This is a genomic window from Silvimonas soli (assembly GCF_030035605.1).
Taxonomy (GTDB): domain Bacteria; phylum Pseudomonadota; class Gammaproteobacteria; order Burkholderiales; family Chitinibacteraceae; genus Silvimonas; species Silvimonas soli.
In genome coordinates, this window is the sequence record NZ_CP106736.1 from 3103526 (window position 1) to 3125670 (window position 22145).

Annotated in this window: 21 protein-coding genes and 4 tRNA genes; 24 read left to right on the top strand and 1 reads right to left on the bottom strand. The window is 54.9% G+C overall.

The genetic code is table 11. The features are described from left to right. Positions 1-88: 88 nt before the first annotated feature. Entirely contained in the window at positions 89-286 is a 198-nt protein-coding gene (locus N7220_RS14235; RefSeq protein ID WP_283148191.1) for a hypothetical protein, read from the bottom strand. A 17-nt stretch (positions 287-303) separates the two neighbouring features. On the opposite strand from N7220_RS14235, the gene N7220_RS14240 reads away from it, so the two are divergent. The 24 genes from N7220_RS14240 (at position 304) to rplV (ending at position 22142) form a co-directional block, all read left to right on the top strand. Further along, positions 304-388 (top strand) — tRNA-Tyr (locus N7220_RS14240). Between the two features lie 92 nt (positions 389-480). Beyond that, a tRNA-Gly gene (locus N7220_RS14245) sits at positions 481-554 on the top strand. 6 nt (positions 555-560) lie between these two features. Further along, a tRNA-Thr gene (locus tag N7220_RS14250) sits at positions 561-635 on the top strand. A 45-nt stretch (positions 636-680) separates the two neighbouring features. Then, positions 681-1871 (top strand): elongation factor Tu, encoded by a 1191-nt coding sequence (gene tuf, locus N7220_RS14255; RefSeq protein WP_283148192.1) that lies wholly within the window; start codon positions 681-683, stop codon positions 1869-1871. Positions 1872-1922: 51 nt separating this feature from the next. After that, positions 1923-1998 (top strand) — tRNA-Trp (locus tag N7220_RS14260). Positions 1999-2057: 59 nt separating this feature from the next. After that, positions 2058-2423: a preprotein translocase subunit SecE gene (gene secE, locus N7220_RS14265; RefSeq protein ID WP_283151448.1), complete on the top strand. Its 366-nt coding sequence runs from the start codon at positions 2058-2060 to the stop codon at positions 2421-2423. Positions 2424-2442: 19 nt separating this feature from the next. After that, positions 2443-2976, top strand: coding sequence for a transcription termination/antitermination protein NusG (gene nusG, locus N7220_RS14270; protein ID WP_283148193.1), 534 nt, complete (start codon positions 2443-2445; stop codon positions 2974-2976). A gap of 88 nt (positions 2977-3064) precedes the next feature. Then, complete coding sequence (rplK, locus tag N7220_RS14275; RefSeq protein WP_283148194.1) at positions 3065-3496, top strand: 50S ribosomal protein L11; 432 nt, start codon at positions 3065-3067, stop codon at positions 3494-3496. After that, on the top strand, positions 3497-4192 hold the full coding sequence (gene rplA / locus N7220_RS14280) for a 50S ribosomal protein L1 (protein WP_283148195.1): 696 nt from the start codon (positions 3497-3499) through the stop codon (positions 4190-4192). A 231-nt stretch (positions 4193-4423) separates the two neighbouring features. Next, positions 4424-4954 (top strand): 50S ribosomal protein L10, encoded by a 531-nt coding sequence (gene rplJ / locus N7220_RS14285; RefSeq protein ID WP_283148196.1) that lies wholly within the window; start codon positions 4424-4426, stop codon positions 4952-4954. Between the two features lie 42 nt (positions 4955-4996). Then, positions 4997-5371: a 50S ribosomal protein L7/L12 gene (gene rplL / locus N7220_RS14290; RefSeq protein ID WP_283148197.1), complete on the top strand. Its 375-nt coding sequence runs from the start codon at positions 4997-4999 to the stop codon at positions 5369-5371. 204 nt (positions 5372-5575) lie between these two features. Continuing rightward, the gene (gene rpoB / locus N7220_RS14295) at positions 5576-9748 is read left to right on the top strand and encodes a DNA-directed RNA polymerase subunit beta (protein ID WP_283148198.1); all 4173 of its coding nucleotides are present in this window, start codon (positions 5576-5578) and stop codon (positions 9746-9748) included. A gap of 88 nt (positions 9749-9836) precedes the next feature. Further along, complete coding sequence (rpoC, locus tag N7220_RS14300) at positions 9837-14042, top strand: DNA-directed RNA polymerase subunit beta' (protein ID WP_283148199.1); 4206 nt, start codon at positions 9837-9839, stop codon at positions 14040-14042. 179 nt (positions 14043-14221) lie between these two features. Next, a complete protein-coding gene (rpsL, locus tag N7220_RS14305) occupies positions 14222-14596 on the top strand; it encodes a 30S ribosomal protein S12 (RefSeq protein ID WP_053938749.1) in 375 nt (124 codons plus the stop codon). A 114-nt stretch (positions 14597-14710) separates the two neighbouring features. Then, positions 14711-15181, top strand: a complete 471-nt coding sequence (gene rpsG, locus N7220_RS14310) for a 30S ribosomal protein S7 (protein ID WP_283148200.1) — start codon at positions 14711-14713, stop codon at positions 15179-15181. 24 nt (positions 15182-15205) lie between these two features. Beyond that, positions 15206-17305, top strand: a complete 2100-nt coding sequence (gene fusA / locus N7220_RS14315; RefSeq protein ID WP_283148201.1) for an elongation factor G — start codon at positions 15206-15208, stop codon at positions 17303-17305. Between the two features lie 68 nt (positions 17306-17373). Then, complete coding sequence (tuf, locus tag N7220_RS14320; RefSeq protein WP_283148192.1) at positions 17374-18564, top strand: elongation factor Tu; 1191 nt, start codon at positions 17374-17376, stop codon at positions 18562-18564. A 9-nt stretch (positions 18565-18573) separates the two neighbouring features. Further along, entirely contained in the window at positions 18574-18885 is a 312-nt protein-coding gene (gene rpsJ / locus N7220_RS14325) for a 30S ribosomal protein S10 (RefSeq protein ID WP_053939980.1), read from the top strand. Between the two features lie 222 nt (positions 18886-19107). Further along, on the top strand, positions 19108-19752 hold the full coding sequence (gene rplC / locus N7220_RS14330) for a 50S ribosomal protein L3 (RefSeq protein ID WP_283148202.1): 645 nt from the start codon (positions 19108-19110) through the stop codon (positions 19750-19752). Next, positions 19752-20372, top strand: coding sequence for a 50S ribosomal protein L4 (rplD, locus tag N7220_RS14335; RefSeq protein WP_283148203.1), 621 nt, complete (start codon positions 19752-19754; stop codon positions 20370-20372). The genes rplC and rplD overlap by 1 nt, the downstream gene beginning before the upstream one ends. Continuing rightward, entirely contained in the window at positions 20369-20674 is a 306-nt protein-coding gene (gene rplW / locus N7220_RS14340; RefSeq protein WP_283148204.1) for a 50S ribosomal protein L23, read from the top strand. Before rplD ends, rplW begins: the two co-directional genes overlap by 4 nt. Before the next feature lie 13 nt (positions 20675-20687). Further along, positions 20688-21521 carry a 50S ribosomal protein L2 gene (gene rplB, locus N7220_RS14345; RefSeq protein WP_283148205.1) on the top strand — a complete coding sequence of 278 codons (834 nt, stop codon included), beginning with the start codon at positions 20688-20690 and terminating at the stop codon, positions 21519-21521. A gap of 6 nt (positions 21522-21527) precedes the next feature. Continuing rightward, on the top strand, positions 21528-21803 hold the full coding sequence (rpsS, locus tag N7220_RS14350; protein ID WP_084088501.1) for a 30S ribosomal protein S19: 276 nt from the start codon (positions 21528-21530) through the stop codon (positions 21801-21803). Between the two features lie 9 nt (positions 21804-21812). Next, positions 21813-22142: a 50S ribosomal protein L22 gene (gene rplV, locus N7220_RS14355; RefSeq protein WP_283148206.1), complete on the top strand. Its 330-nt coding sequence runs from the start codon at positions 21813-21815 to the stop codon at positions 22140-22142. Positions 22143-22145 lie beyond the last annotated feature (3 nt).

Consider the following 22145-nt stretch of genomic DNA (forward strand, 5'->3'; position numbering starts at 1 on the left):
GAGAGGACCGAATTAAACACTACCCGGTTTTAGGTGTCAACACTTTTGCTAAAAAAATTAATCGGGCTGTTTTGGTCTGGTTTTTATTTTAGTTTTGGTATGAATAACGCGCGCGAAGCCGGGCTGTTTTGCTCGACAGTTCGGCGATGCTGCCGCCGAACGCAGTGAGGGGCTGCCGTTCGGCGATGTGTTGGTAATGAAAAAATCTCATGTTTTTCAATGGGGTGTCGTCTTTGTTGGATTTGTTGGGGGGAAAGTGTTTGACATGGTTCGGTGCGTTAGCCATAATGCGCTCCTCATTCAGGAGGGGTTCCCGAGCGGTCAAAGGGATCAGACTGTAAATCTGACGGCTCTGCCTTCGAAGGTTCGAATCCTTCCCCCTCCACCAAATTACGCGGCGTGAAGTGTTTACCCGCTCTCCCGAATGTTGGGACTATTTAAATATATACGTATTTACTTGGTTTTAAATTCGGTTAAAGCGCGGGTGTAGCTCAATGGTAGAGCAGAAGCCTTCCAAGCTTACGACGAGGGTTCGATTCCCTTCACCCGCTCCAGGATGCGCTGATGTAGCTCAGGGGTAGAGCACTCCCTTGGTAAGGGAGAGGTCGTGAGTTCAATTCTCACCATCAGCTCCATATTTTATTCGCTGGTATATTTCAGGTTCTCGAGAAGGAAATATCATGGCTAAAGAAAAGTTTGCGCGGACAAAACCGCACGTAAACGTTGGCACGATTGGTCACGTTGACCATGGCAAGACCACGCTGACGGCTGCTATCACCACGATCCTGTCCCGCAAGTTCGGTGGCGAAGCCAAGGGCTACGCCCAGATCGACAGCGCGCCGGAAGAAAAGGCTCGCGGTATCACGATCAACACCGCACACGTTGAATACGAAACCGAAAAGCGTCACTACGCACACGTTGACTGCCCGGGCCACGCTGACTATGTGAAGAACATGATCACCGGTGCTGCGCAGATGGACGGCGCGATCCTGGTGTGTTCCGCTGCTGACGGCCCTATGCCGCAAACACGTGAACACATCCTGCTGGCCCGTCAGGTGGGTGTGCCTTACATTCTGGTGTTCCTGAACAAGTGCGACATGGTTGATGATGCCGAACTGCTGGAACTGGTTGAAATGGAAGTGCGCGACCTGCTGTCGAAGTATGACTTCCCGGGCGACGACACACCGATCATCCACGGTTCCGCCATGCTGGCACTGAACGGCGACCAGTCTGAAATCGGCGAACCGGCGATCTTCCGTCTGGCTGATGCACTGGACAGCTACATCCCTGAGCCAGAGCGTGCTGTTGACGGTACGTTCCTGATGCCGGTGGAAGATGTGTTCTCGATCTCCGGTCGCGGTACTGTGGTGACTGGTCGTGTTGAGCGCGGCATCATCAAGGTTGGCGAAGAACTGGAAATCGTCGGTATCGTTCCGACTGTCAAGACCACCTGCACCGGCGTGGAAATGTTCCGCAAGCTGCTGGATCAAGGTCAGGCTGGCGACAACATCGGCGCGCTGCTGCGCGGTACCAAGCGTGAAGACGTCCAGCGTGGTCAGGTTCTGGCCAAGCCGGGTTCGATCACACCGCACACCAAGTTCACTGCAGAAATCTACGTGTTGTCGAAAGACGAAGGTGGTCGTCACACCCCGTTCTTCAGCAACTACCGTCCGCAGTTCTACTTCCGTACTACCGACGTGACTGGCGCGATCAGCCTGCCGGAAGGTACTGAAATGGTGATGCCAGGTGACAACGTGACCATCACTGTTGCCCTGATTGCACCGATCGCAATGGAACAAGGCCTGCGCTTCGCGATCCGCGAAGGTGGCCGTACCGTTGGCGCCGGTGTGGTTGCCAAGGTTCTTGAGTAAGAGGCTTCACAATTAAGGGTGGAGTGGTTTATAATTCCGCCCTTTCCCCGTAGGCGAGTAGCTCAATTGGTAGAGCACCGGTCTCCAAAACCGGGGGTTGGGGGTTCGAAACCCTCCTCGCCTGCCACGGTTTAGTTTTGGGGCCGTTTCCAGTGGGGAACGGCTCTATTTTATTTTGTAGTCCAGATAAGCAGGCTCATGGAAAGCGTCGATAAAATAAAAGTGACGGCTGCTGTAGTGTTGGTGGCTATCGGTGTGGCCGGGTTTTACCTCGTGCCTGCCAATCAGGGCGCATTACGTGTTTTGGCCGTAATTGCGGGGCTCTTGCTTGCTGCTGCCACTGTCTGGTTTTCGCAGCCTGGTCGGGATTTCGTGGACTATGCCCGCGACTCGGTCAAGGAAGCGCAAAAAGTGGTTTGGCCCACGCGAAAAGAAACCTGGCAAGTGACCGGGATTGTCTTTTTGTTCGTGGGCGTGCTCGCATTGTTTATGTGGGCTGTGGATTCAGGTCTCGCGTGGATGTTCTACGACGTGATTCTTGGGCGTAAGTAACCGCTGGCGAGGTGTTTGAATGGCTATGCGTTGGTATGTGGTACACGCCTATTCCGGCTTTGAAAAAAGTGTTCAAAAAGCGCTGAAAGAGCGCATTGAGCGCGCTGGTGTCCAGCATATGTTCGGCCAGATTCTGGTTCCGGTCGAAGAGGTGATGGAAATCAAGGATGGGCGCAAGGCGCTCACCGAGCGTAAATTCTTCCCTGGCTACGTGCTGGTGGAAATGGATATGACCGATGAAACTTGGCACTTGGTGAAATCTACTCCCAAGGTAACCGGTTTTGTGGGTGGTTCCGGCAATCGTCCGGCGCCGATCACGCAGCGTGAAGTGGATGCCATCCTGCATCAGATGCAGGAAGGTGTAGAAAAGCCCAAACCCAAGGTTCTGTTTGAGGTGGGTGAAATCCTTCGCGTTACGGATGGCCCGTTTGCAGATTTCAATGCAACCGTTGAAGACATCGATTACGACAAGAGTCGTCTGAAAGTGTCGGTGTTGATCTTTGGTCGCGCTACACCGGTTGATGTGGATTTTGGGCAGGTCGAAAAGGTTTAATCGCCGTTTCGGTTTGCAGTAGTGGTGCCCGCAAGGGCGCCTTCGGGGAGCGAAGCAATTCGCGTTATACCCATTTTGGAGAAGTATCATGGCAAAGAAAATTGTCGGCTACATCAAGCTGCAAGTGCCCGCTGGTAAAGCCAATCCGTCGCCTCCTATTGGCCCGGCTCTTGGTCAGCGTGGTCTGAACATTATGGAATTCTGCAAGGCGTTCAACGCACAGACTCAAGGTATTGAGCCTGGCCTGCCGATTCCAGTTGTAATTACTGCTTTTGCAGACAAGTCCTTCACCTTCGTGATGAAGAGCCCGCCCGCAACTATTCTGCTGAAGAAAGCTGCTGGCATCACCAAGGGTTCGCCGAAGCCACATACCGACAAGGTTGGTAAAGTGACTCGCGCTCAACTTGAAGAAATCGTCAAGACCAAACAAGCTGATTTGACAGCTGGTAGCCTGGATGCAGCCGTGCGTATTCTCGCCGGTTCCGCTCGCTCCATGGGTCTTGAAGTGGAGGGCGTGTAAATGGCTAAGATTTCCAAGCGTCTGGCGGCTCTGAAGGCCAGTGTTGATCGTAACAAGCTGTACGCAATTGATGAGGCTATCGGTCTCGTGAAGGGCGCTGCAACTGCCAAGTTCAACGAATCCATCGACGTGTCCGTAAATCTGGGCATCGATGCACGTAAGTCGGACCAGGTTGTTCGTGGTTCGGTTGTTCTGCCTAAGGGCACCGGCAAGTCGGTGCGCGTTGCTGTGTTTACGCAAGGTGCAAACGCTGAAGCCGCCAAGGCAGCTGGTGCAGAGATCGTTGGTTTCGAAGATCTGGCTGAATCGATCAAGGCCGGCAACATGGACTTCGACGTCGTTATTGCTTCCCCGGATGCAATGCGTATCGTTGGTCAACTGGGTCAGATCCTCGGTCCGCGTGGCCTGATGCCTAACCCGAAAGTGGGCACTGTGACACCTAACGTTGCTGAGGCTGTGAAGAACGCCAAGGCTGGTCAGGTTCAATATCGTACTGACAAGGCTGGTATCGTTCACGCTACTATCGGTCGCGCTTCGTTTGAAGCTGCTGATCTGCGTGCGAATCTGGCTGCACTGGTTGACGCTCTGCAAAAGGCCAAGCCTGCTGCATCCAAGGGTGTTTACCTGAAGAAGATCGCTGTATCGAGCACGATGGGTGTTGGCGTTCGCGTCGATACCGCTTCGCTCGTCGCTTAAAGAACTTTGGGCCTGACCGGCTTGTCCGGTCGGGAATGTCAAAGACCGCAGGTGCGACGCAAGTTGCTTAATGAAAGGCTGGCTGTAACAGGTCTTTATCCTGCGCAGACGGTGGTCCCAATAAATCATGGTTTTTCCATCCGTTCGCGGATGGGCTCCTGATGGACTGGTCGCCGTTTGATTGGAGGTGCGGGGTTTTCCGTGCCTGTACATAGCAAATGGAGGTAGACCTTGAGTCTCAATCTCGAAGACAAGAAGGCCGTTGTAGCTGAGATTTCGGCAGAAGTTGCCAAAGCTCAAACGCTCATCGTTGCCGAGTATCGCGGGATCGAGGTTGCCAGCATGACTCGCCTGCGCAAGCAGGCTCGTGAGTCTGGCGTGTATCTGCGTGTTCTGAAGAACACACTGGCACGCCGCGCGGTTGAAGGTACACCGTTTGCCGGTCTGGCTGACCATATGGTCGGCCCGCTGGTTTACGGTATTTCCGAAGACCCGGTTGCTGCAGCCAAGGTGTTGAACGACTTCGCCAAGAAAGATGACAAGATCGTTGTCAAGGCGGGTTCTTATGACGGTCAGGTACTGGATGCTGCTGGCGTTGCCGCCCTCGCATCGATCCCGAGCCGCGAAGAACTCCTGTCGAAGCTGCTGTATGTCATGAAAGCACCGGTTGCTGGCTTCGCCCGCGCCCTGGCTGCTCTGGCAGAAAAGCAAGGCGGTTCCGCGCCTGCTGCAGAAGCTCCGGCCGAAGCAGAAGCTGTTTAACCCGATTTCGATTCAATTCAAGAATTTCAGGAGTATTACCAAATGGCATTGTCCAAAGAAGATATCCTCGAAGCCGTTGCTGGCTTGACCGTTATGGAACTGAACGACCTGGTTAAGGCGTTCGAAGAAAAGTTTGGCGTTTCCGCTGCTGCTGTTGCAGTTGCTGGTCCTGCTGGCGCCGGCGCTGCTGCTGCCGTTGAAGAAAAGACCGAATTTGACGTTATCCTGACTGGCGCTGGTGCTCAGAAGGTTGCTGTTATTAAGGTTGTGCGTGAAGTAACTGGTCTGGGCCTGAAAGAAGCTAAAGACCTGGTTGACGGCGCACCGAAGCCAGTTAAGGAAGGCGTTGCCAAGGCTGACGCTGAAGCCATCCAGAAGAAACTGGTTGAGGCTGGCGCTACTGCCGAGGTGAAGTAATCGTCCTCTGGACGTTTGTAAAGGCAGGCGGAGTAATCCGCCTGCCCTTTTGCGTTTGTTGAAATCGAGTTTTTGGCTGTTGATAACTGCCCATTCCGGGCGGTGCAACGCAGTTGATAAACCGGAAACCGTTTTACCCGGCTAGTGGCGGGCTGCGATTTGCGGTTTGTCTTCTGCGCCTTACTCCATGGAGAGCTTGTGAGTATGAATTACTCGTTCACTGAGAAGAAACGCATTCGTAAGAGCTTTGCAAAGCGCGCGAACGTTCTCGACGTTCCGTTCTTGCTGGCTACCCAGATTGACTCGTATAACGAGTTCATTCAGTTGGGCACTGCGATTGCCGACCGTACCGTTGTCGGCCTTCAGGCTGCGTTCACATCCATTTTTCCGATTGTGTCGCACAACGAGAATGCGCGTCTTGAGTTCGTCCATTATGTATTGGGCGAGCCACCGTTTGACGTGATCGAATGTCAGCAGCGTGGTATCACGTTTGCTGCGCCTTTGCGTGCGCGTGTTCGCCTTGTGATCATGGATCGCGAAGCAGCCAAGCCGACCGTCAAGGAAGTTAAAGAACAAGACGTGTACTTCGGCGAAATCCCGCTGATGACACGTAACGGTTCGTTTGTGATCAACGGCACCGAGCGTGTCATTGTGTCGCAGCTGCACCGCTCGCCGGGCGTGTTCTTTGAGCACGACAAGGGCAAGACTCACAGCTCGGGCAAGCTACTGTTCTCGGCACGGATTATTCCGTACCGCGGCTCGTGGCTGGACTTCGAGTTCGACCCGAAGGACTTGCTGTTCTTCCGGATCGACCGTCGTCGCAAGATGCCGGTTTCCATCCTGCTCAAGGCGCTGGGTTACACGCCAGAACGCATGCTGGAAGAGTTCTATGACACCGACACCTTCCGTATGGGCAAAGACGGCCTGTTCATGGAGCTGGTGCCGGAACGCCTGAAGGGCGACGTTGCAAAGTTTGATATCGTTGCTGAAGACGGCAAGGTGCTGGTCCAGAAAGACAAGCGCATTACCGCCAAGAGTATTCGCGATATCCAGACTGCTGGTCTGAAGCAACTGGCCGTGCCGGTAGACTTCCTGATCGGTCGCGTTGCTGCGCACAACGTGGTTCACCCGGAAACCGGTGAAATCATCCTGCGTGGTAATGACGAGATCACTGAAGAAACCGTCATCAAGTTTGATCAAGCAGGCGTGCCAGAAGTGCGCGTGCTGTACATCAACGACCTGGATCAAGGCGCGTACATTGCTGCCAGCTTGCGCAATGACGACGTCGCTGACCAGTACGCTGCCAAGGTTGCCATCTATCGCATGATGCGTCCTGGTGAGCCGCCGACCGAAGATGCAGTGGAAGCACTGTTCCGCGGTTTGTTCTTCACTGAAGATCGCTACGATCTGTCGGCTGTGGGCCGCATGAAGTTCAACCGTCGCGCTTATCCGGATCGTCTGGAAGAAAAAGCACCGGGCTGGCAACGCAAGTTCTACGAACGCGTTGGTCCGCAAGGTCTGGAAGGCCACGGCATTCTGTCGGTTGACGACATCATCGCTGTGATCGGCATCCTGATCGAACTGCGTAACGGCCGTGGCGAAGTGGACGACATCGATCACTTGGGTAACCGTCGTGTGCGTTCAGTTGGCGAATTGGCCGAGAACCAGTTCCGTGCCGGTCTGGTGCGGGTTGAGCGCGCGGTCAAAGAACGTCTGTCGCAAGCCGAATCCGACAACCTGATGCCGCATGACCTGATCAATGCCAAGCCGGTTTCGGCCGCAATCAAAGAGTTCTTCGGTTCGTCGCAACTGTCGCAGTTTATGGATCAGACCAACCCGCTCTCGGAAATCACGCACAAGCGTCGTGTTTCTGCTCTGGGCCCAGGTGGTTTGACTCGTGAACGTGCTGGCTTTGAAGTGCGTGACGTGCATCCGACTCACTACGGTCGTGTTTGCCCGATTGAAACACCGGAAGGCCCGAACATTGGTCTGATTAACTCGTTGTCTTGCTACGCTCGCACCAACGAATACGGTTTCCTTGAGACTCCGTATCGCAAAGTGATCGACAGCAAGGTTACCGACCAGATCGAATACCTGTCCGCGATTGAAGAAGGCAAGTATGTCATTGCTCAGGCTAACGCCGAGCTGGACGCTGCCGGTACTTTGATTGATGACATGGTCACTTGCCGTGAACATGGCGAAACCATTATCGCCACGCCGGATCGCGTGCAGTACATGGACGTGGCACCAAGCCAGATCGTGTCGGTTGCTGCTTCGCTGATTCCGTTCCTGGAACACGATGATGCGAACCGTGCGTTGATGGGTTCGAACATGCAACGTCAGGCTGTACCTTGCCTGCGCGCTGAAAAGCCAATGGTTGGTACCGGTATCGAACGCACTTGTGCGGTTGACTCGGGTACGGCTGTAGCGGCACTGCGCGGCGGCGTGGTCGACTTTGTCGATGCAACGCGTATCGTTATTCGTGTGAACGATGATGAAACGCCAGCAGGTGAAACCGGTGTAGATATCTACAATCTGACCAAATTCACCCGTTCCAACCAGAACACCAACATCAACCAGCGTCCAGTTGTTGAGCGTGGCGACCGCATTGCCAAGGGCGATGTGATTGCCGACGGCGCTTCGACCGATCTGGGTGAAATGGCGCTGGGTCAGAACATGACCATCGCGTTCATGCCGTGGAATGGTTACAACTTCGAAGATTCGATCTTGATCTCCGAGAAGGTGGTTGCAGAAGATCGCTACACCTCGATCCACATCGAAGAACTTTCGGTGATGGCGCGTGATACCAAGCTCGGGCCTGAAGAAATTACCCGTGATATCTCCAATCTGTCCGAGCGCATGCTGGGCCGTCTGGATGAGTCCGGTGTGGTTTACATCGGGGCTGAAGTTGAAGCCGGCGACGTGCTGGTCGGCAAGGTAACACCTAAGGGTGAAACCCAGCTGACACCAGAAGAAAAGCTGCTGCGCGCCATCTTCGGTGAAAAAGCGTCTGACGTTAAAGACACTTCGCTGCGCGTGCCTTCAGGCATGACCGGTACCGTGATCGACGTGCAGGTGTTTACTCGTGAAGGCGTGGAGCGCGACAAGCGTGCCCAGGCCATTATCGATGAGCAACTGCGTCGCTATCGCACTGACTTGAACGATCAACTGCGTATCGTTGAAAACGACTTGTTCGAGCGTATTGAGCGCATGATCGTTGGTAAGGTTGTGAACGGTGGTCCGAAGCGTCTTGCCAAGGGTGCTGAAATCACCAAGGAATACCTGGCCGATCTGACCCCGCGTCAAGACTGGTTCGATATTCGTCTGGCTGATGAAGATGCTGCCCGCCAACTGGAATCGATGAAAGATCTGGTTGCGCAAATGAAGGCCGACTTTGATCTGCGCTTTGAAGACAAGAAGCGCAAGCTCACCCAGGGCGATGAACTGCCGCCAGGCGTGATCAAGATGGTCAAGGTGTACGTGGCTGTGAAGCGTCGCCTGCAACCGGGCGACAAGATGGCCGGTCGTCACGGTAACAAGGGTGTGGTTTCGAAGATTCTGCCGGTTGAAGATCTGCCGTACATGGCTGATGGTACAACAGTGGACATCGTGCTGAACCCGCTGGGCGTGCCGTCGCGGATGAACATTGGCCAGATTCTGGAAGTCCACCTCGGTTGGGCGGCCAAGGGTATCGGTCAACGTATCGACAACATGCTGCGTGAACAACGCGCTGTGGCCGAAGTGCGCGAATACCTGGACAAGATCTACAACTCGACCGGCAAGCAAGAAGACATTGCTGGTCTGGCTGATAACGAAGTCCTGCGTCTGGCCGGTGGTCTGCGTAAGGGGATGGCGTTTGCCAGCCCGGTGTTTGATGGCGCGAAGGAAAGCGAAATCCACACTATGCTGGAACTGGCTTACCCGGATGAAGACCCACGCACGCAACTGCTGGACTTCAATTCGAGCAAGACCCAGATGCAGCTGTTTGATGGCCGCACAGGTGAGCCGTTTGAACGTAAGGTATCCGTCGGTGTCATGCACTATCTGAAACTGCATCACCTGGTTGATGACAAGATGCATGCCCGTTCCACTGGTCCGTACTCGCTGGTAACGCAACAGCCGCTGGGTGGTAAAGCCCAGTTCGGTGGTCAGCGCTTCGGGGAAATGGAAGTTTGGGCACTGGAAGCATACGGCGCGGCGTACACCCTGCAGGAAATGCTGACTGTGAAGTCTGATGATGTGAACGGCCGGACCAAGGTCTACGAGAACATCGTCAAGGGCGACCACCGTATCGACGCCGGCATGCCGGAATCCTTCAATGTGTTGGTGAAGGAAATCCGCTCGCTTGGTATTGATATCGATCTGGAAACGAACTGAACCATGTGAGGTGTGAGGGGTGCCCGCCGCGGATTGCGAGCAGGTACCTCACACCTGACTTCCTCACCCTCACAGGAGAAAGATAGAGATGAAAGGCTTACTCGAACTCTTCAAGCAAGTCACTCAGGACGAAGAATTTGACGCGATCAAGATTGGTCTGGCGTCGCCGGAGAAAATCCGTTCGTGGTCCTATGGTGAAGTGAAGAAGCCGGAAACCATCAACTATCGTACGTTCAAGCCTGAACGCGATGGTCTGTTTTGCGCTCGTATTTTCGGGCCAATCAAAGATTACGAATGCTTGTGCGGTAAGTACAAGCGTCTGAAGCACCGTGGTGTGATCTGCGAAAAGTGCGGCGTTGAAGTCACGCTGTCCAAAGTTCGCCGTGAACGCATGGGCCACATTGAACTGGCTAGCCCAGTCGCGCACATCTGGTTCCTGAAGAGCCTGCCGTCGCGTCTGGGTATGGTGCTGGATATCGCCCTGCGCGATATCGAACGTGTTCTGTATTTCGAAGCATTCATCGTGACTGAGCCGGGTATGACCCCGCTGCAGCGCGGTCAACTGCTGACCGAAGAAGACTACTTCGACAAGGTTGAAGAGTACGGCGACGAATTCGTGGCGTTGATGGGAGCGGAAGGTATCCGTGAACTGCTGCGCAATCTGGATGCCGACAACGAAATCGCCACCCTGCGTGCCGAACTCGAATCGACCTCGTCCGAAACCAAGATCAAGAAGATCGCCAAGCGTCTGAAAGTGCTCGAGGCATTCCACAAGTCGGGCATCAAGCCGGACTGGATGGTGCTGGAAGTACTGCCAGTGCTGCCGCCAGAACTGCGTCCGCTGGTGCCGCTGGATGGTGGCCGTTTCGCGACCTCTGATCTGAATGATCTGTATCGTCGCGTGATCAACCGGAACAACCGTCTGAAGCGTCTGCTGGAATTGCGCGCGCCGGATATTATCGTGCGCAACGAAAAGCGCATGTTGCAAGAGTCCGTTGATTCGCTGCTGGATAACGGTCGTCGCGGTAAGGCTATGACTGGCGCCAACAAGCGTCCGCTGAAGTCGCTGGCTGACATGATCAAGGGTAAGGGCGGTCGTTTCCGTCAGAACTTGCTGGGTAAGCGCGTTGACTACTCGGGTCGTTCGGTTATTACCGTTGGTCCATACCTGCGTCTGCATCAGTGCGGCCTGCCGAAACTGATGGCACTGGAACTGTTCAAGCCGTTCATCTTCCATCGTCTGGAAGTCATGGGTCTGGCTACCACCATCAAAGCGGCCAAGAAAATGGTCGAATCGCAAGAAGCGGTGGTGTGGGACATTCTGGAAGAAGTGATTCGCGAACATCCGATTCTGCTGAACCGTGCGCCTACGCTGCACCGTTTGGGCATTCAGGCGTTCGAGCCGGTTCTGATCGAAGGCAAGGCTATCCAACTGCACCCACTCGTCTGCGCGGCCTTCAACGCCGACTTTGACGGTGACCAGATGGCTGTCCACGTTCCGTTGTCGCTGGAAGCGCAAATGGAAGCCCGCACGCTGATGCTGGCCTCCAACAACGTGCTGTCGCCAGCCAACGGCGAGCCGATCATTGTGCCGTCGCAGGATATCGTGCTGGGTCTGTACTACATGACTCGCGAAGCGGTGAATGCTGCAGGTGAAGGCATGTCGTTTATCGACGTGAAAGAAGCCCAGCGCGCTTACGAGAACAAGGTTGTAACCCTGCAGTCGCGCGTTTCCGTGCGCCTGAAAGAATGGTTCAAGGACGAGGGCGGTGAGTGGCAGAGCAAGATGGTGCGTCGCGAGACCACCGTCGGCCGTGCCATCCTGTCGGAAATCTTGCCTAAGGGCCTGGACTTCAGCTACATCAACAAGTCGCTGAAAAAGAAAGAAATTGGTCGTTTGATCAATGCATCGTTCCGTCGTTGCGGTCTGAAAGACACTGTCGTGTTTGCTGACCAATTGATGTACACCGGTTTCGCGTACTCCACGCGTGGTGGTGTGTCGATTTGCGTCGATGACATGCTGATCCCGGCCAAGAAAATTGAACTGCTGGCTGCAGCACACTCCGAAGTGAAGGAAATCGAACAACAGTACAGCTCCGGTCTGGTTACCCAGGGCGAGCGTTACAACAAGGTTGTTGATATCTGGGGTCGTGCCGGTGACCAGATCGCCAAGGCGATGATGGAGCAGTTGGGTAAAGAGAAAGTCATTAACGGCGAAGGCAAGGAAGTCGATCAAGAGTCCTTCAACTCGCTGTACATGATGGCTGACTCCGGCGCCCGGGGTTCCGCAGCGCAGATTCGTCAGTTGGCAGGGATGCGGGGTTTGATGGCCAAGCCGGATGGCTCGATTATCGAGACACCGATTACCACCAACTTCCGCGAAGGCTTGACCGTTCTGCAGTACTTCAACTCGACGCACGGTGCTCGTAAAGGTTTGGCCGATACCGCATTGAAAACTGCGAACTCGGGTTACCTGACACGTCGTCTGGTTGATGTGACGCAAGACTTGGTTGTGACCGAAGAAGATTGCGGTACCAAGAACGGCGTGACCATGAAGGCGGTGGTGCAGGGCGGTGACGTGATTGAGGCACTGCGTGACCGTATTCTGGGTCGCGTAGCCGCGGTTGACGTGGTTGACCCGTCCAGCCAGGAAACGGCAATTGAAGCCGGTACCATCCTGGGTGAAGACGAAGTTGACCAGATCGATGCCATGGGCGTTGACGAAGTGCGTGTACGCACTCCGCTGACTTGCGAAACCCGTTACGGTCTGTGCGCATCTTGCTACGGTCGCGATCTGGGTCGTGGTTACCGCGTGAACACGGGTGAAGCTGTCGGCGTTATCGCTGCTCAGTCGATCGGTGAGCCGGGTACCCAGCTGACCATGCGTACGTTCCACATCGGTGGTGCGGCATCGCGGGCGGCAGCAGCTAGCCAGGTTGAAACCAAGTCCAACGGTAAGATCGCGTACAGCGCCAACATGCGTTACGTGACCAACACCAAGGGCGAGCAACTGATCATGGCGCGTTCGGCCGAAGTTCTGGTGCTGGATGATGCCGGTCGTGAACGCGAACGCCACAAGGTGCCGTACGGTGCCACCCTGCTGGTCAAGGACGGTGCTCCGGTCAAGGCGGGTAGCGTTCTGGGTACGTGGGATCCACACACCCGTCCGGTTATTACCGAGTACGCAGGTCAGATCCGCTTCGACAACGTCGAAGAAGGCGCGACCGTGGTCAAGCAGGTTGATGATGTAACCGGCCTGTCGACTCTGGTGGTTATCGATCCGAAGCGTAAGGCTGGCAACACCAAGGGCGTGCGCCCAATGGTGCGGCTGATGGACGAGCAAGGTCGCGATGTGAAGCTGACCGGCACCGAAACACCGGTGACGATTACCTTCCAGGTCGGCTCGATCATTACCGTGAAGGACGGTCAGGTTGTGGGTGTGGGTGAAGTGATTGCGCGTATTCCGCAAGAAACTGCCAAGACTCGCGATATTACCGGTGGTCTGCCGCGTGTTGCCGAGCTGTTCGAAGCACGTTCGCCGAAAGATGCCGGTATGCTGGCTGAAGTGACCGGTACCGTTTCGTTCGGTAAGGACACCAAGGGCAAGCAACGTCTGGTCATTACCGATCTGGAAGGTCTGGCGCACGAATACCTGATCCCGAAAGACAAACACGTCATGGTGCATGATGGTCAGGTTGTGAACCGCGGTGAAACCATCGTTGACGGCTCGATCGATCCGCATGACATCTTGCGTCTGCAAGGTATCGAAGCGCTGGCTCGCTACATCGTCCAGGAAGTGCAGGAAGTGTACCGTCTGCAAGGTGTGAAGATTAACGACAAGCACATCGAGGTGATCGTTCGCCAGATGCTGCGTCGTGTTGTGGTCTCCGCCGCAGGTGATACCGGCCTGATTCTGGGTGAGCAGATTGAACGTGCTGAAGTGCTGACCATCAACGACCGCATGGTCGCTGAAGGCAAGCAACCCGCTTCGTATGACAACATCTTGCTGGGTATTACCAAGGCATCGTTGTCGACCGACTCGTTCATTTCGGCCGCTTCGTTCCAGGAAACAACGCGTGTTCTGACCGAAGCTGCGATCATGGGCAAGATCGATGATCTGCGCGGTTTGAAGGAAAACGTGATTGTGGGTCGTCTGATTCCGGCTGGTACCGGTCTGGCTTATCACCGTTCGCGCAAGCGTGCGGCGGCAGCCCCGGTGGCCGGAGAACCTTCAGCAGAGCTGGCTGCAGCTGAGGCAGCCTTCGCAACTGCAGGGTCTGGCGACACGCTGTAACCGTTCATCGTCAGAGTAACACTTGACGACAAAGACTTGATTTTTCTACAATCTTGGTCTTTTCTGGCGACGCTCAGTATTTCTGGGCGTCGCTAGCTTCATTTGGCGGCTCGATTTTTATGGTCGGGCGGCCAGAAAAAGGCCCCGCAAGGGGATGTAAACTCAAGGAAGTTTTTACAATGCCAACTATCAATCAGCTGGTCCGCAAGGGCCGCGAGAAGGAAGTGGTCAAGAGCAAAGTTCCTGCGCTCGAAGCCTGCCCTCAAAAGCGTGGCGTATGCACCCGTGTGTACACCACAACACCTAAGAAGCCGAACTCCGCGCTGCGTAAAGTTTGCAAAGTGCGTCTGACCAACGGCTTCGAAGTGATTTCGTACATCGGTGGTGAAGGCCACAACCTGCAAGAACACAGTGTTGTGCTGATCCGCGGCGGTCGTGTGAAGGATTTGCCAGGTGTGCGTTACCACACTGTGCGCGGTTCTCTCGATACCGCAGGTGTTAAAGATCGTAAGCAGTCCCGTTCCAAGTACGGTGCCAAGCGCCCTAAGGCGTAAGGTTTGTGTGGTCGGCGGCGCACAAGATAAAAGCCGTCGAGTAAGTGGTCGCTCCCATGGGCGGCTGTGGGGATTGAGTTCCCCGACTGAATGTCACATTAAGGAAGTAATATCATGCCTAGACGCAGAGAAGTTCCGAAACGCGAAGTGTTGCCGGATCCTAAGTTCGGTTCGCAGGAACTGACCAAATTCATGAACGTTGTAATGATCGACGGCAAGAAAGCCGTTGCTGAAGGCATCATCTACGGTGCCCTGGCCCAGATCGAGAAGAAAACCGGCAAGTCTGCGCTGGAAGTGTTCTCGGCTGCGATCAACAACGCAAAACCGATCGTCGAGGTTAAGAGCCGTCGCGTCGGTGGTGCCAACTACCAGGTGCCAGTCGAAGTCCGTCCTAGCCGTCGTTTGGCATTGGCGATGCGCTGGGTGCGTGACGCGGCTCGCAAACGTGGTGAAAAGTCCATGGATCTGCGTCTGGCCGGTGAACTGCTCGATGCGGCTGAAGGCCGCGGCGGCGCGATGAAGAAGCGTGACGAAGTGCACCGCATGGCAGAAGCGAACAAGGCGTTCGCTCACTACCGCTTCTAACGCAAAAAGCTTAAGGAAAACATCGTGGCTCGTAATACCCCCATTGAGCGTTACCGTAACATTGGTATTTCCGCTCACATCGATGCAGGCAAGACCACCACGACTGAGCGCATTCTGTTCTATACCGGCGTGAACCACAAAATTGGTGAAGTTCACGACGGCGCTGCCACAATGGACTGGATGGAGCAAGAGCAAGAGCGCGGCATTACCATTACCTCGGCTGCTACCACTACCTTCTGGAAAGGTATGGGTATGCAGTTCCAGGAACACCGCTTCAACATCATTGACACCCCGGGTCACGTTGACTTCACGATTGAAGTTGAGCGTTCCATGCGTGTTCTTGATGGCGCGTGTATGGTTTATTGCGCGGTCGGTGGCGTTCAGCCGCAATCTGAAACTGTTTGGCGTCAAGCTAACAAGTACAAGGTTCCGCGTCTGGCGTTCGTGAACAAGATGGACCGTCAAGGTGCCAACTTCTTCCGCGTTGTTGAGCAGATGAAGACTCGTCTGAAAGCTAATCCTGTACCGGTTGTTATTCCTATCGGTGCAGAAGACAAGTTTGAAGGCGTGGTTGATCTGGTCAAGATGCAAGCCATTTACTGGGATGAAGCTTCGCAAGGTATGAAGTTTGAATACCGCGACATCCCGGCCGATCTGCAGTCCCTCGCTGAAGAATGGCGTGAAAAGCTGGTCGAGTCCGCTGCTGAAGCCAACGAAGAACTGATGAACAAGTACCTTGAAGAAGGTACTCTGACCGAAGAAGAAATCGTTCAGGCCATCCGTGCTCGTACGCTGGCTTGCGAAATCCAGCCAATGCTTTGCGGTACCGCGTTCAAGAACAAGGGCGTGCAACGCATGCTCGACGCCGTGATCGAATTCCTGCCGTCGCCGGTTGATATTCCTGCCGTTGCCGGTACGGATGATCGTGAACAACCGACTTCGCGTGAGCCTTCGGATACTGCACCGTTCTCGGCGCTGGCATTCAAGCTGATGAATGACCCGTACGTTGGTCAATTGACCTTCTTCCGTGTCTATTCCGGCGTGGTCAAGCAAGGTGATTCCGTTCTGAACTCGGTGAAAGACCGTAAAGAGCGTATCGGTCGTATCGTGCAGATGCACGCTAACGATCGTAAGGAAATCGAAGAAGTCCATGCTGGCGATATCGCTGCTGCGATTGGCCTGAAGGACGTGACCACAGGTGAAACCCTGTGTGCACTCGATGCTCCGATCATTCTTGAGCGCATGATTTTCCCTGAGCCGGTTATTCACGTTGCTGTGGAGCCGAAGACCAAGGCTGACCAGGAAAAGATGGGCGTTGCCCTGAACCGCCTGGCCAAGGAAGATCCTTCGTTCCGCGTGCGTACTGATGAAGAATCGGGCCAAACCATCATTTCCGGTATGGGTGAGCTTCACCTGGAAATTCTGGTTGACCGCATGAAGCGTGAGTTCGGCGTTGAAGCCAACGTTGGCGCTCCGCAAGTTGCTTACCGCGAAACCATCACCCAAGTGGCGAAGGATATCGAAGGCAAGCACGCCAAGCAGTCCGGTGGTAAGGGTCAGTACGGCCATTGCGTGATCACTGTCGAACCTTCGGGCGAAGGCAAGGGTTACCAGTTCTTCGACGAAATCAAGGGTGGTACGATTCCTCGCGAATTCATCCCGTCGGTGGACAAGGGTATCCAGAACACGCTCAAGGCTGGTGTTTTGGCTGGCTTCCCGGTGGTCGACGTTTCCGTGCGCCTGACCTTTGGTTCGTACCATGATGTTGACTCGTCGCAAATCGCGTTTGAACTGGCCGGCTCGCTGGCGTTCAAAGAAGCAATGCGTCGTGCCGGTGCCGTTATCCTCGAGCCGATGATGGCCGTGGAAATCGAAACACCGGAAGAATACATGGGCGACATCATGGGCGATCTGTCCTCCCGTCGCGGTATCATCCAGGGTATGGATGACAACCCGGCCGGTGGCAAGATGGTCAAGGTTGAAGTGCCACTGTCGGAAATGTTCGGTTATTCGACTACGCTGCGTTCGATGTCGCAGGGTCGTGCTACGTACTCCATGGAGTTCAAGCACTACTCGCAAGCACCGAAGCACGTTGCCGACGCGATCATGGCTAACAAAAAGTAATTGTGCGTAGCCCGGCGCATATTGCCGGGCTATAACTACTGAATTCAGAAAATCAAGGAATTAGTAAAATGGCAAAGGAAAAGTTTGCGCGGACAAAACCGCACGTAAACGTTGGCACGATTGGTCACGTTGACCATGGCAAGACCACGCTGACAGCTGCTATCACCACGATCCTGTCCCGCAAGTTCGGTGGCGAAGCCAAGGGCTACGCCCAGATCGACAGCGCGCCGGAAGAAAAGGCTCGCGGTATCACGATCAACACCGCACACGTTGAATACGAAACCGAAAAGCGTCACTACGCACACGTTGACTGCCCGGGCCACGCTGACTATGTGAAGAACATGATCACCGGTGCTGCGCAGATGGACGGCGCGATCCTGGTGTGTTCCGCTGCTGACGGCCCTATGCCGCAAACACGTGAACACATCCTGCTGGCCCGTCAGGTGGGTGTGCCTTACATTCTGGTGTTCCTGAACAAGTGCGACATGGTTGATGATGCCGAACTGCTGGAACTGGTTGAAATGGAAGTGCGCGACCTGCTGTCGAAGTATGACTTCCCGGGCGACGACACACCGATCATCCACGGTTCCGCCATGCTGGCACTGAACGGCGACCAGTCTGAAATCGGCGAACCGGCGATCTTCCGTCTGGCTGATGCACTGGACAGCTACATCCCTGAGCCAGAGCGTGCTGTTGACGGTACGTTCCTGATGCCAGTGGAAGATGTGTTCTCGATCTCCGGTCGCGGTACTGTGGTGACTGGTCGTGTTGAGCGCGGCATCATCAAGGTTGGCGAAGAACTGGAAATCGTCGGTATCGTTCCGACTGTCAAGACCACCTGCACCGGCGTGGAAATGTTCCGCAAGCTGCTGGATCAAGGTCAGGCTGGCGACAACATCGGCGCGCTGCTGCGCGGTACCAAGCGTGAAGACGTCCAGCGTGGTCAGGTTCTGGCCAAGCCGGGTTCGATCACACCGCACACCAAGTTCACTGCAGAAATCTACGTGTTGTCGAAAGACGAAGGTGGTCGTCACACCCCGTTCTTCAGCAACTACCGTCCGCAGTTCTACTTCCGTACTACCGACGTGACTGGCGCGATCAGCCTGCCGGAAGGTACTGAAATGGTGATGCCAGGTGACAACGTGACCATCACTGTTGCCCTGATTGCACCGATCGCAATGGAACAAGGCCTGCGCTTCGCGATCCGCGAAGGTGGCCGTACCGTTGGCGCCGGTGTGGTTGCCAAGGTTCTGGAATAAGGCACTGACATGCAAAACCAAAAAATTCGTATCCGCCTGAAAGCATTCGACTACGCCCTGATCGACCGTTCCGCGCAGGAAATCGTTGATACAGCCAAGCGTACCGGTGCTGTTGTGAAGGGTCCGGTTCCGTTGCCGACGAAAATCGAACGTTTCGACGTTCTGCGTTCGCCGCACGTGAACAAGACTTCGCGCGACCAGTTCGAAATCCGTACCCATCTGCGCCTGATGGATATTGTCGATCCTACCGACAAGACTGTTGACGCACTGATGAAACTGGATCTTCCAGCTGGTGTGGACGTCGAGATCAAGCTGCAATAATGCGGCGCGGGCAGGGCGGAATAACCGCTTTGCCCGCAGCAGGGTCTCACGACCAAATAGAATGAGAGCATGGATTTTGGTTTGAGCGAGCTAAGTGCTTGCAAAGACAGGAAATTTAGTGCTAATATCGCGGGCTTACCGGTTTTTTAACGGTAAGCTCGTTTTTTTTAATTAACGGTTATTTGCCGGTCAATCGAAATCGGCCCTGAAAAGGAAATAACTATGAGCTTAGGTCTCGTCGGACGTAAAGTCGGCATGACCCGTGTCTTTGCTGAGGATGGCGCGTCCATTCCAGTAACGGTGCTGGACATGACTGCTAATCGCGTCACGCAAGTCAAGTCGCCGGAAACTGATGGCTATGCAGCCGTTCAGGTTACTTTCGGTGCAAAGAAGGCCAATCGTGTGAACAAGGCGGAAGCCGGTCACTTTGCCAAAGCAGGCGTTGAAGCTGGTCTGGATCTCGTTGAGTTCCGTGTGCCAGTTGAAAAACTGTCTGATCTGAAGGCGGGTGATGCGCTGTCCGTTGAACTGTTCACTGTTGGTCAATTGGTAGATGTCTCCGGTACTAGCCAGGGTAAGGGCTTCTCCGGTGTTATCAAGCGCCACAACTTCAGTTCCAATCGTGCTACTCACGGTAACTCGCGCTCGCACAATACGCCGGGTTCCATTGGTATGGCGCAAGATCCGGGTCGTGTTTTCCCGGGTAAGCGCATGGCTGGTCAGCTTGGTAACGTCAAGCGTACCGTGCAAAACCTGGAAGTCGTCCGTATCGACGTTGAGCGTCAATTGCTGTTGGTTCGCGGCGCAGTGCCGGGCTCCAAGGGTAATGACGTTGTCGTTCGCCCGAGTGTGAAGGCAGGTGCGTAATGGAACTTAAAGTCATTAATGCAAGTGGCGAGGCGCAAGCTGCCGTCGCCGGCTCTGATGCCCTGTTTGCGCGTGAATTCAACGAAGCGCTGGTTCACCAGGTTGTGACCGCTTACTTCGCGAACGCTCGCAGCGGTAATCGTGCACAGAAAGACCGTGAACAGGTCAATCACTCCACCAAGAAGCCATTCAAGCAAAAGGGCACCGGTCGTGCTCGCGCTGGTATGACTTCCTCGCCTCTGTGGCGTGGTGGTGGTCGTATTTTCCCGAATAGCCCGGACGAAAATTTCAGCCACAAAGTTAACCGCAAGATGTACCGCGCCGGTATCGCGACCATTCTGTCGCAACTGGTTCGTGAAGATCGTCTGGTTATCGTTGACGACATCAAGCTGGACGCACCGAAGACCAAGTCTTTCGTGCAAAAGCTGGAGTCGCTGAAGCTGGAATCCGCGCTGATCATCACGAAGGAACTGGACGAAAACCTGTACCTCGCTTCCCGCAATCTGGCCAATGTGCTGGTGCTGGAGCCGTCGCAGGCCGATCCGGTCAGCCTCGTGCGTTTCAAGAAGGTTGTGCTGACCCGCGATGCGCTGGCTGCCTTCGAGGAGATGTTCGCATGACGCAATTTACTGAAAACCGTCTGCTGCAGGTTCTGCGCGCTCCGGTCGTCTCTGAAAAGTCGACCATGATCGCTGACAAGAATGAGCAGATCGTGTTCCGCGTGTCGGTTGACGCGACCAAGGCTGAGATCAAGGCTGCAGTTGAACTGCTGTTCAAGGTCAAAGTTGAGGCTGTGCAAGTTCTGAACGTGCATGGCAAGGTCAAGCGTCATGGTCGTTTCACTGGTCGTCGTGCCAGCTGGAAGAAGGCTTATATCAGCCTTGCTGCCGGCCAGGAAATCGACCTTGCGGCTGCGCAATAAGGGAGACTGAAAAATGGCATTGGTAAAAGTAAAACCGACGTCTGCCGGTCGCCGCGCAGTAGTGAAGGTTGTTAATCCCGACCTGCACAAAGGTGCGCCATACGCGCCCCTGCTCGAGCCGCAATCCAAGACCGCCGGTCGTAACAACCGTGGTGTTATCACAACCCGTCATAAGGGTGGTGGTCACAAGCAACACTATCGGATCATCGACTTCAAGCGTAACAAGGACGGTATCGTCGCCAAGGTTGAACGCCTTGAATACGATCCGAACCGTACCGCCAATATCGCGCTGCTGTGCTACGCTGATGGCGAACGTCGCTACATCATCGCGCCTAAGGGCGTGAAAGCTGGTGCGACTGTCGTTTCCGGTGCAGATGCTCCGATCAAGGCTGGTAACGCGCTGCCGATCCGCAATATTCCGGTGGGTTCCACCATCCATTGCGTTGAACTGCAGCCTGGTAAGGGTGCTCAGCTGGCTCGTTCGGCTGGTGTTAGTGTTCAATTGCTGGCTCGCGAAGGTGCTTACGCTCAATTGCGTTTGCGCTCTGGCGAAATCCGCAAGGTACACATCGACTGCCGCGCCACCCTGGGTGAAGTTGGTAACGAAGAGCATAGCCTGCGTTCTTACGGTAAAGCTGGTGCCAAACGCTGGTTGGGTATTCGCCCGACCGTTCGTGGTACTGCAATGAACCCGATCGATCACCCACACGGTGGTGGTGAGGGTCGTACTGGTGAAGGTCGTGTGCCGGTTAGCCCATGGGGCCAGCCGACCAAGGGCTACCGTACCCGTAACAACAAACGTACCGATGGCATGCGCGTTCGTCGCCGTCCTGCGAATAAGAGGTAATTGAACATGGCACGTTCTATCAAGAAGGGCCCGTTCGTTGACCTGCACCTGATCAAGAAGATCGAGGCTGCGCGTGGTTCGAACGACAAGCGCCCAATCAAGACCTGGTCGCGTCGTTCTACCGTTCTGCCAGACTTCGTCGGTCTGACGATCGCTGTGCATAACGGCAAGCAACACGTGCCGGTATATGTGAACGAAAACATGGTTGGCCACAAGTTGGGCGAGTTCGCACTCACCCGTACTTTCAAAGGCCATGCCGCCGACAAGAAAGCCAAGCGCTAAGGTGATGACATGCAAGTATCCGCTGTACTGAGCAGTGCTCGTCTCTCCGCCCAAAAGGCACGCCTTGTTGCTGATCTCGTTCGTGGCAAGCCGGTTGAGCAAGCACTTAATATCCTGGCCTTTAGCCCTAAAAAGGGCGCAGTGCTGATCAAGAAAGTACTGGAATCCGCTATCGCCAACGCCGAGCACAATGAAGGCGCCGATATCGATTCACTCAAGGTCGCCACCATTTATGTGGATAAGGGTCCATCCCTCAAGCGTTTTTCCGCTCGTGCCAAAGGCCGCGGCAATCGCATTGAGAAGCAAACCTGCCACATCACGCTGACTGTTGGCGACTAAGGA

Coding starts and splice junctions, on each gene's coding strand:
- N7220_RS14235 (WP_283148191.1), bottom strand. CDS start 286: ATGGCTAACGCACCGAACCATGTCAAACACTTTCCCCCCAACAAATCC.
- tuf (WP_283148192.1), top strand. CDS start 681: ATGGCTAAAGAAAAGTTTGCGCGGACAAAACCGCACGTAAACGTTGGC.
- nusG (WP_283148193.1), top strand. CDS start 2,443: ATGGCTATGCGTTGGTATGTGGTACACGCCTATTCCGGCTTTGAAAAA.
- rplK (WP_283148194.1), top strand. CDS start 3,065: ATGGCAAAGAAAATTGTCGGCTACATCAAGCTGCAAGTGCCCGCTGGT.
- rplA (WP_283148195.1), top strand. CDS start 3,497: ATGGCTAAGATTTCCAAGCGTCTGGCGGCTCTGAAGGCCAGTGTTGAT.
- rplL (WP_283148197.1), top strand. CDS start 4,997: ATGGCATTGTCCAAAGAAGATATCCTCGAAGCCGTTGCTGGCTTGACC.
- rpoB (WP_283148198.1), top strand. CDS start 5,576: ATGAATTACTCGTTCACTGAGAAGAAACGCATTCGTAAGAGCTTTGCA.
- rpoC (WP_283148199.1), top strand. CDS start 9,837: ATGAAAGGCTTACTCGAACTCTTCAAGCAAGTCACTCAGGACGAAGAA.
- rpsL (WP_053938749.1), top strand. CDS start 14,222: ATGCCAACTATCAATCAGCTGGTCCGCAAGGGCCGCGAGAAGGAAGTG.
- rpsG (WP_283148200.1), top strand. CDS start 14,711: ATGCCTAGACGCAGAGAAGTTCCGAAACGCGAAGTGTTGCCGGATCCT.
- tuf (WP_283148192.1), top strand. CDS start 17,374: ATGGCAAAGGAAAAGTTTGCGCGGACAAAACCGCACGTAAACGTTGGC.
- rpsJ (WP_053939980.1), top strand. CDS start 18,574: ATGCAAAACCAAAAAATTCGTATCCGCCTGAAAGCATTCGACTACGCC.
- rplC (WP_283148202.1), top strand. CDS start 19,108: ATGAGCTTAGGTCTCGTCGGACGTAAAGTCGGCATGACCCGTGTCTTT.
- rplD (WP_283148203.1), top strand. CDS start 19,752: ATGGAACTTAAAGTCATTAATGCAAGTGGCGAGGCGCAAGCTGCCGTC.
- rplW (WP_283148204.1), top strand. CDS start 20,369: ATGACGCAATTTACTGAAAACCGTCTGCTGCAGGTTCTGCGCGCTCCG.
- rplB (WP_283148205.1), top strand. CDS start 20,688: ATGGCATTGGTAAAAGTAAAACCGACGTCTGCCGGTCGCCGCGCAGTA.
- rpsS (WP_084088501.1), top strand. CDS start 21,528: ATGGCACGTTCTATCAAGAAGGGCCCGTTCGTTGACCTGCACCTGATC.
- rplV (WP_283148206.1), top strand. CDS start 21,813: ATGCAAGTATCCGCTGTACTGAGCAGTGCTCGTCTCTCCGCCCAAAAG.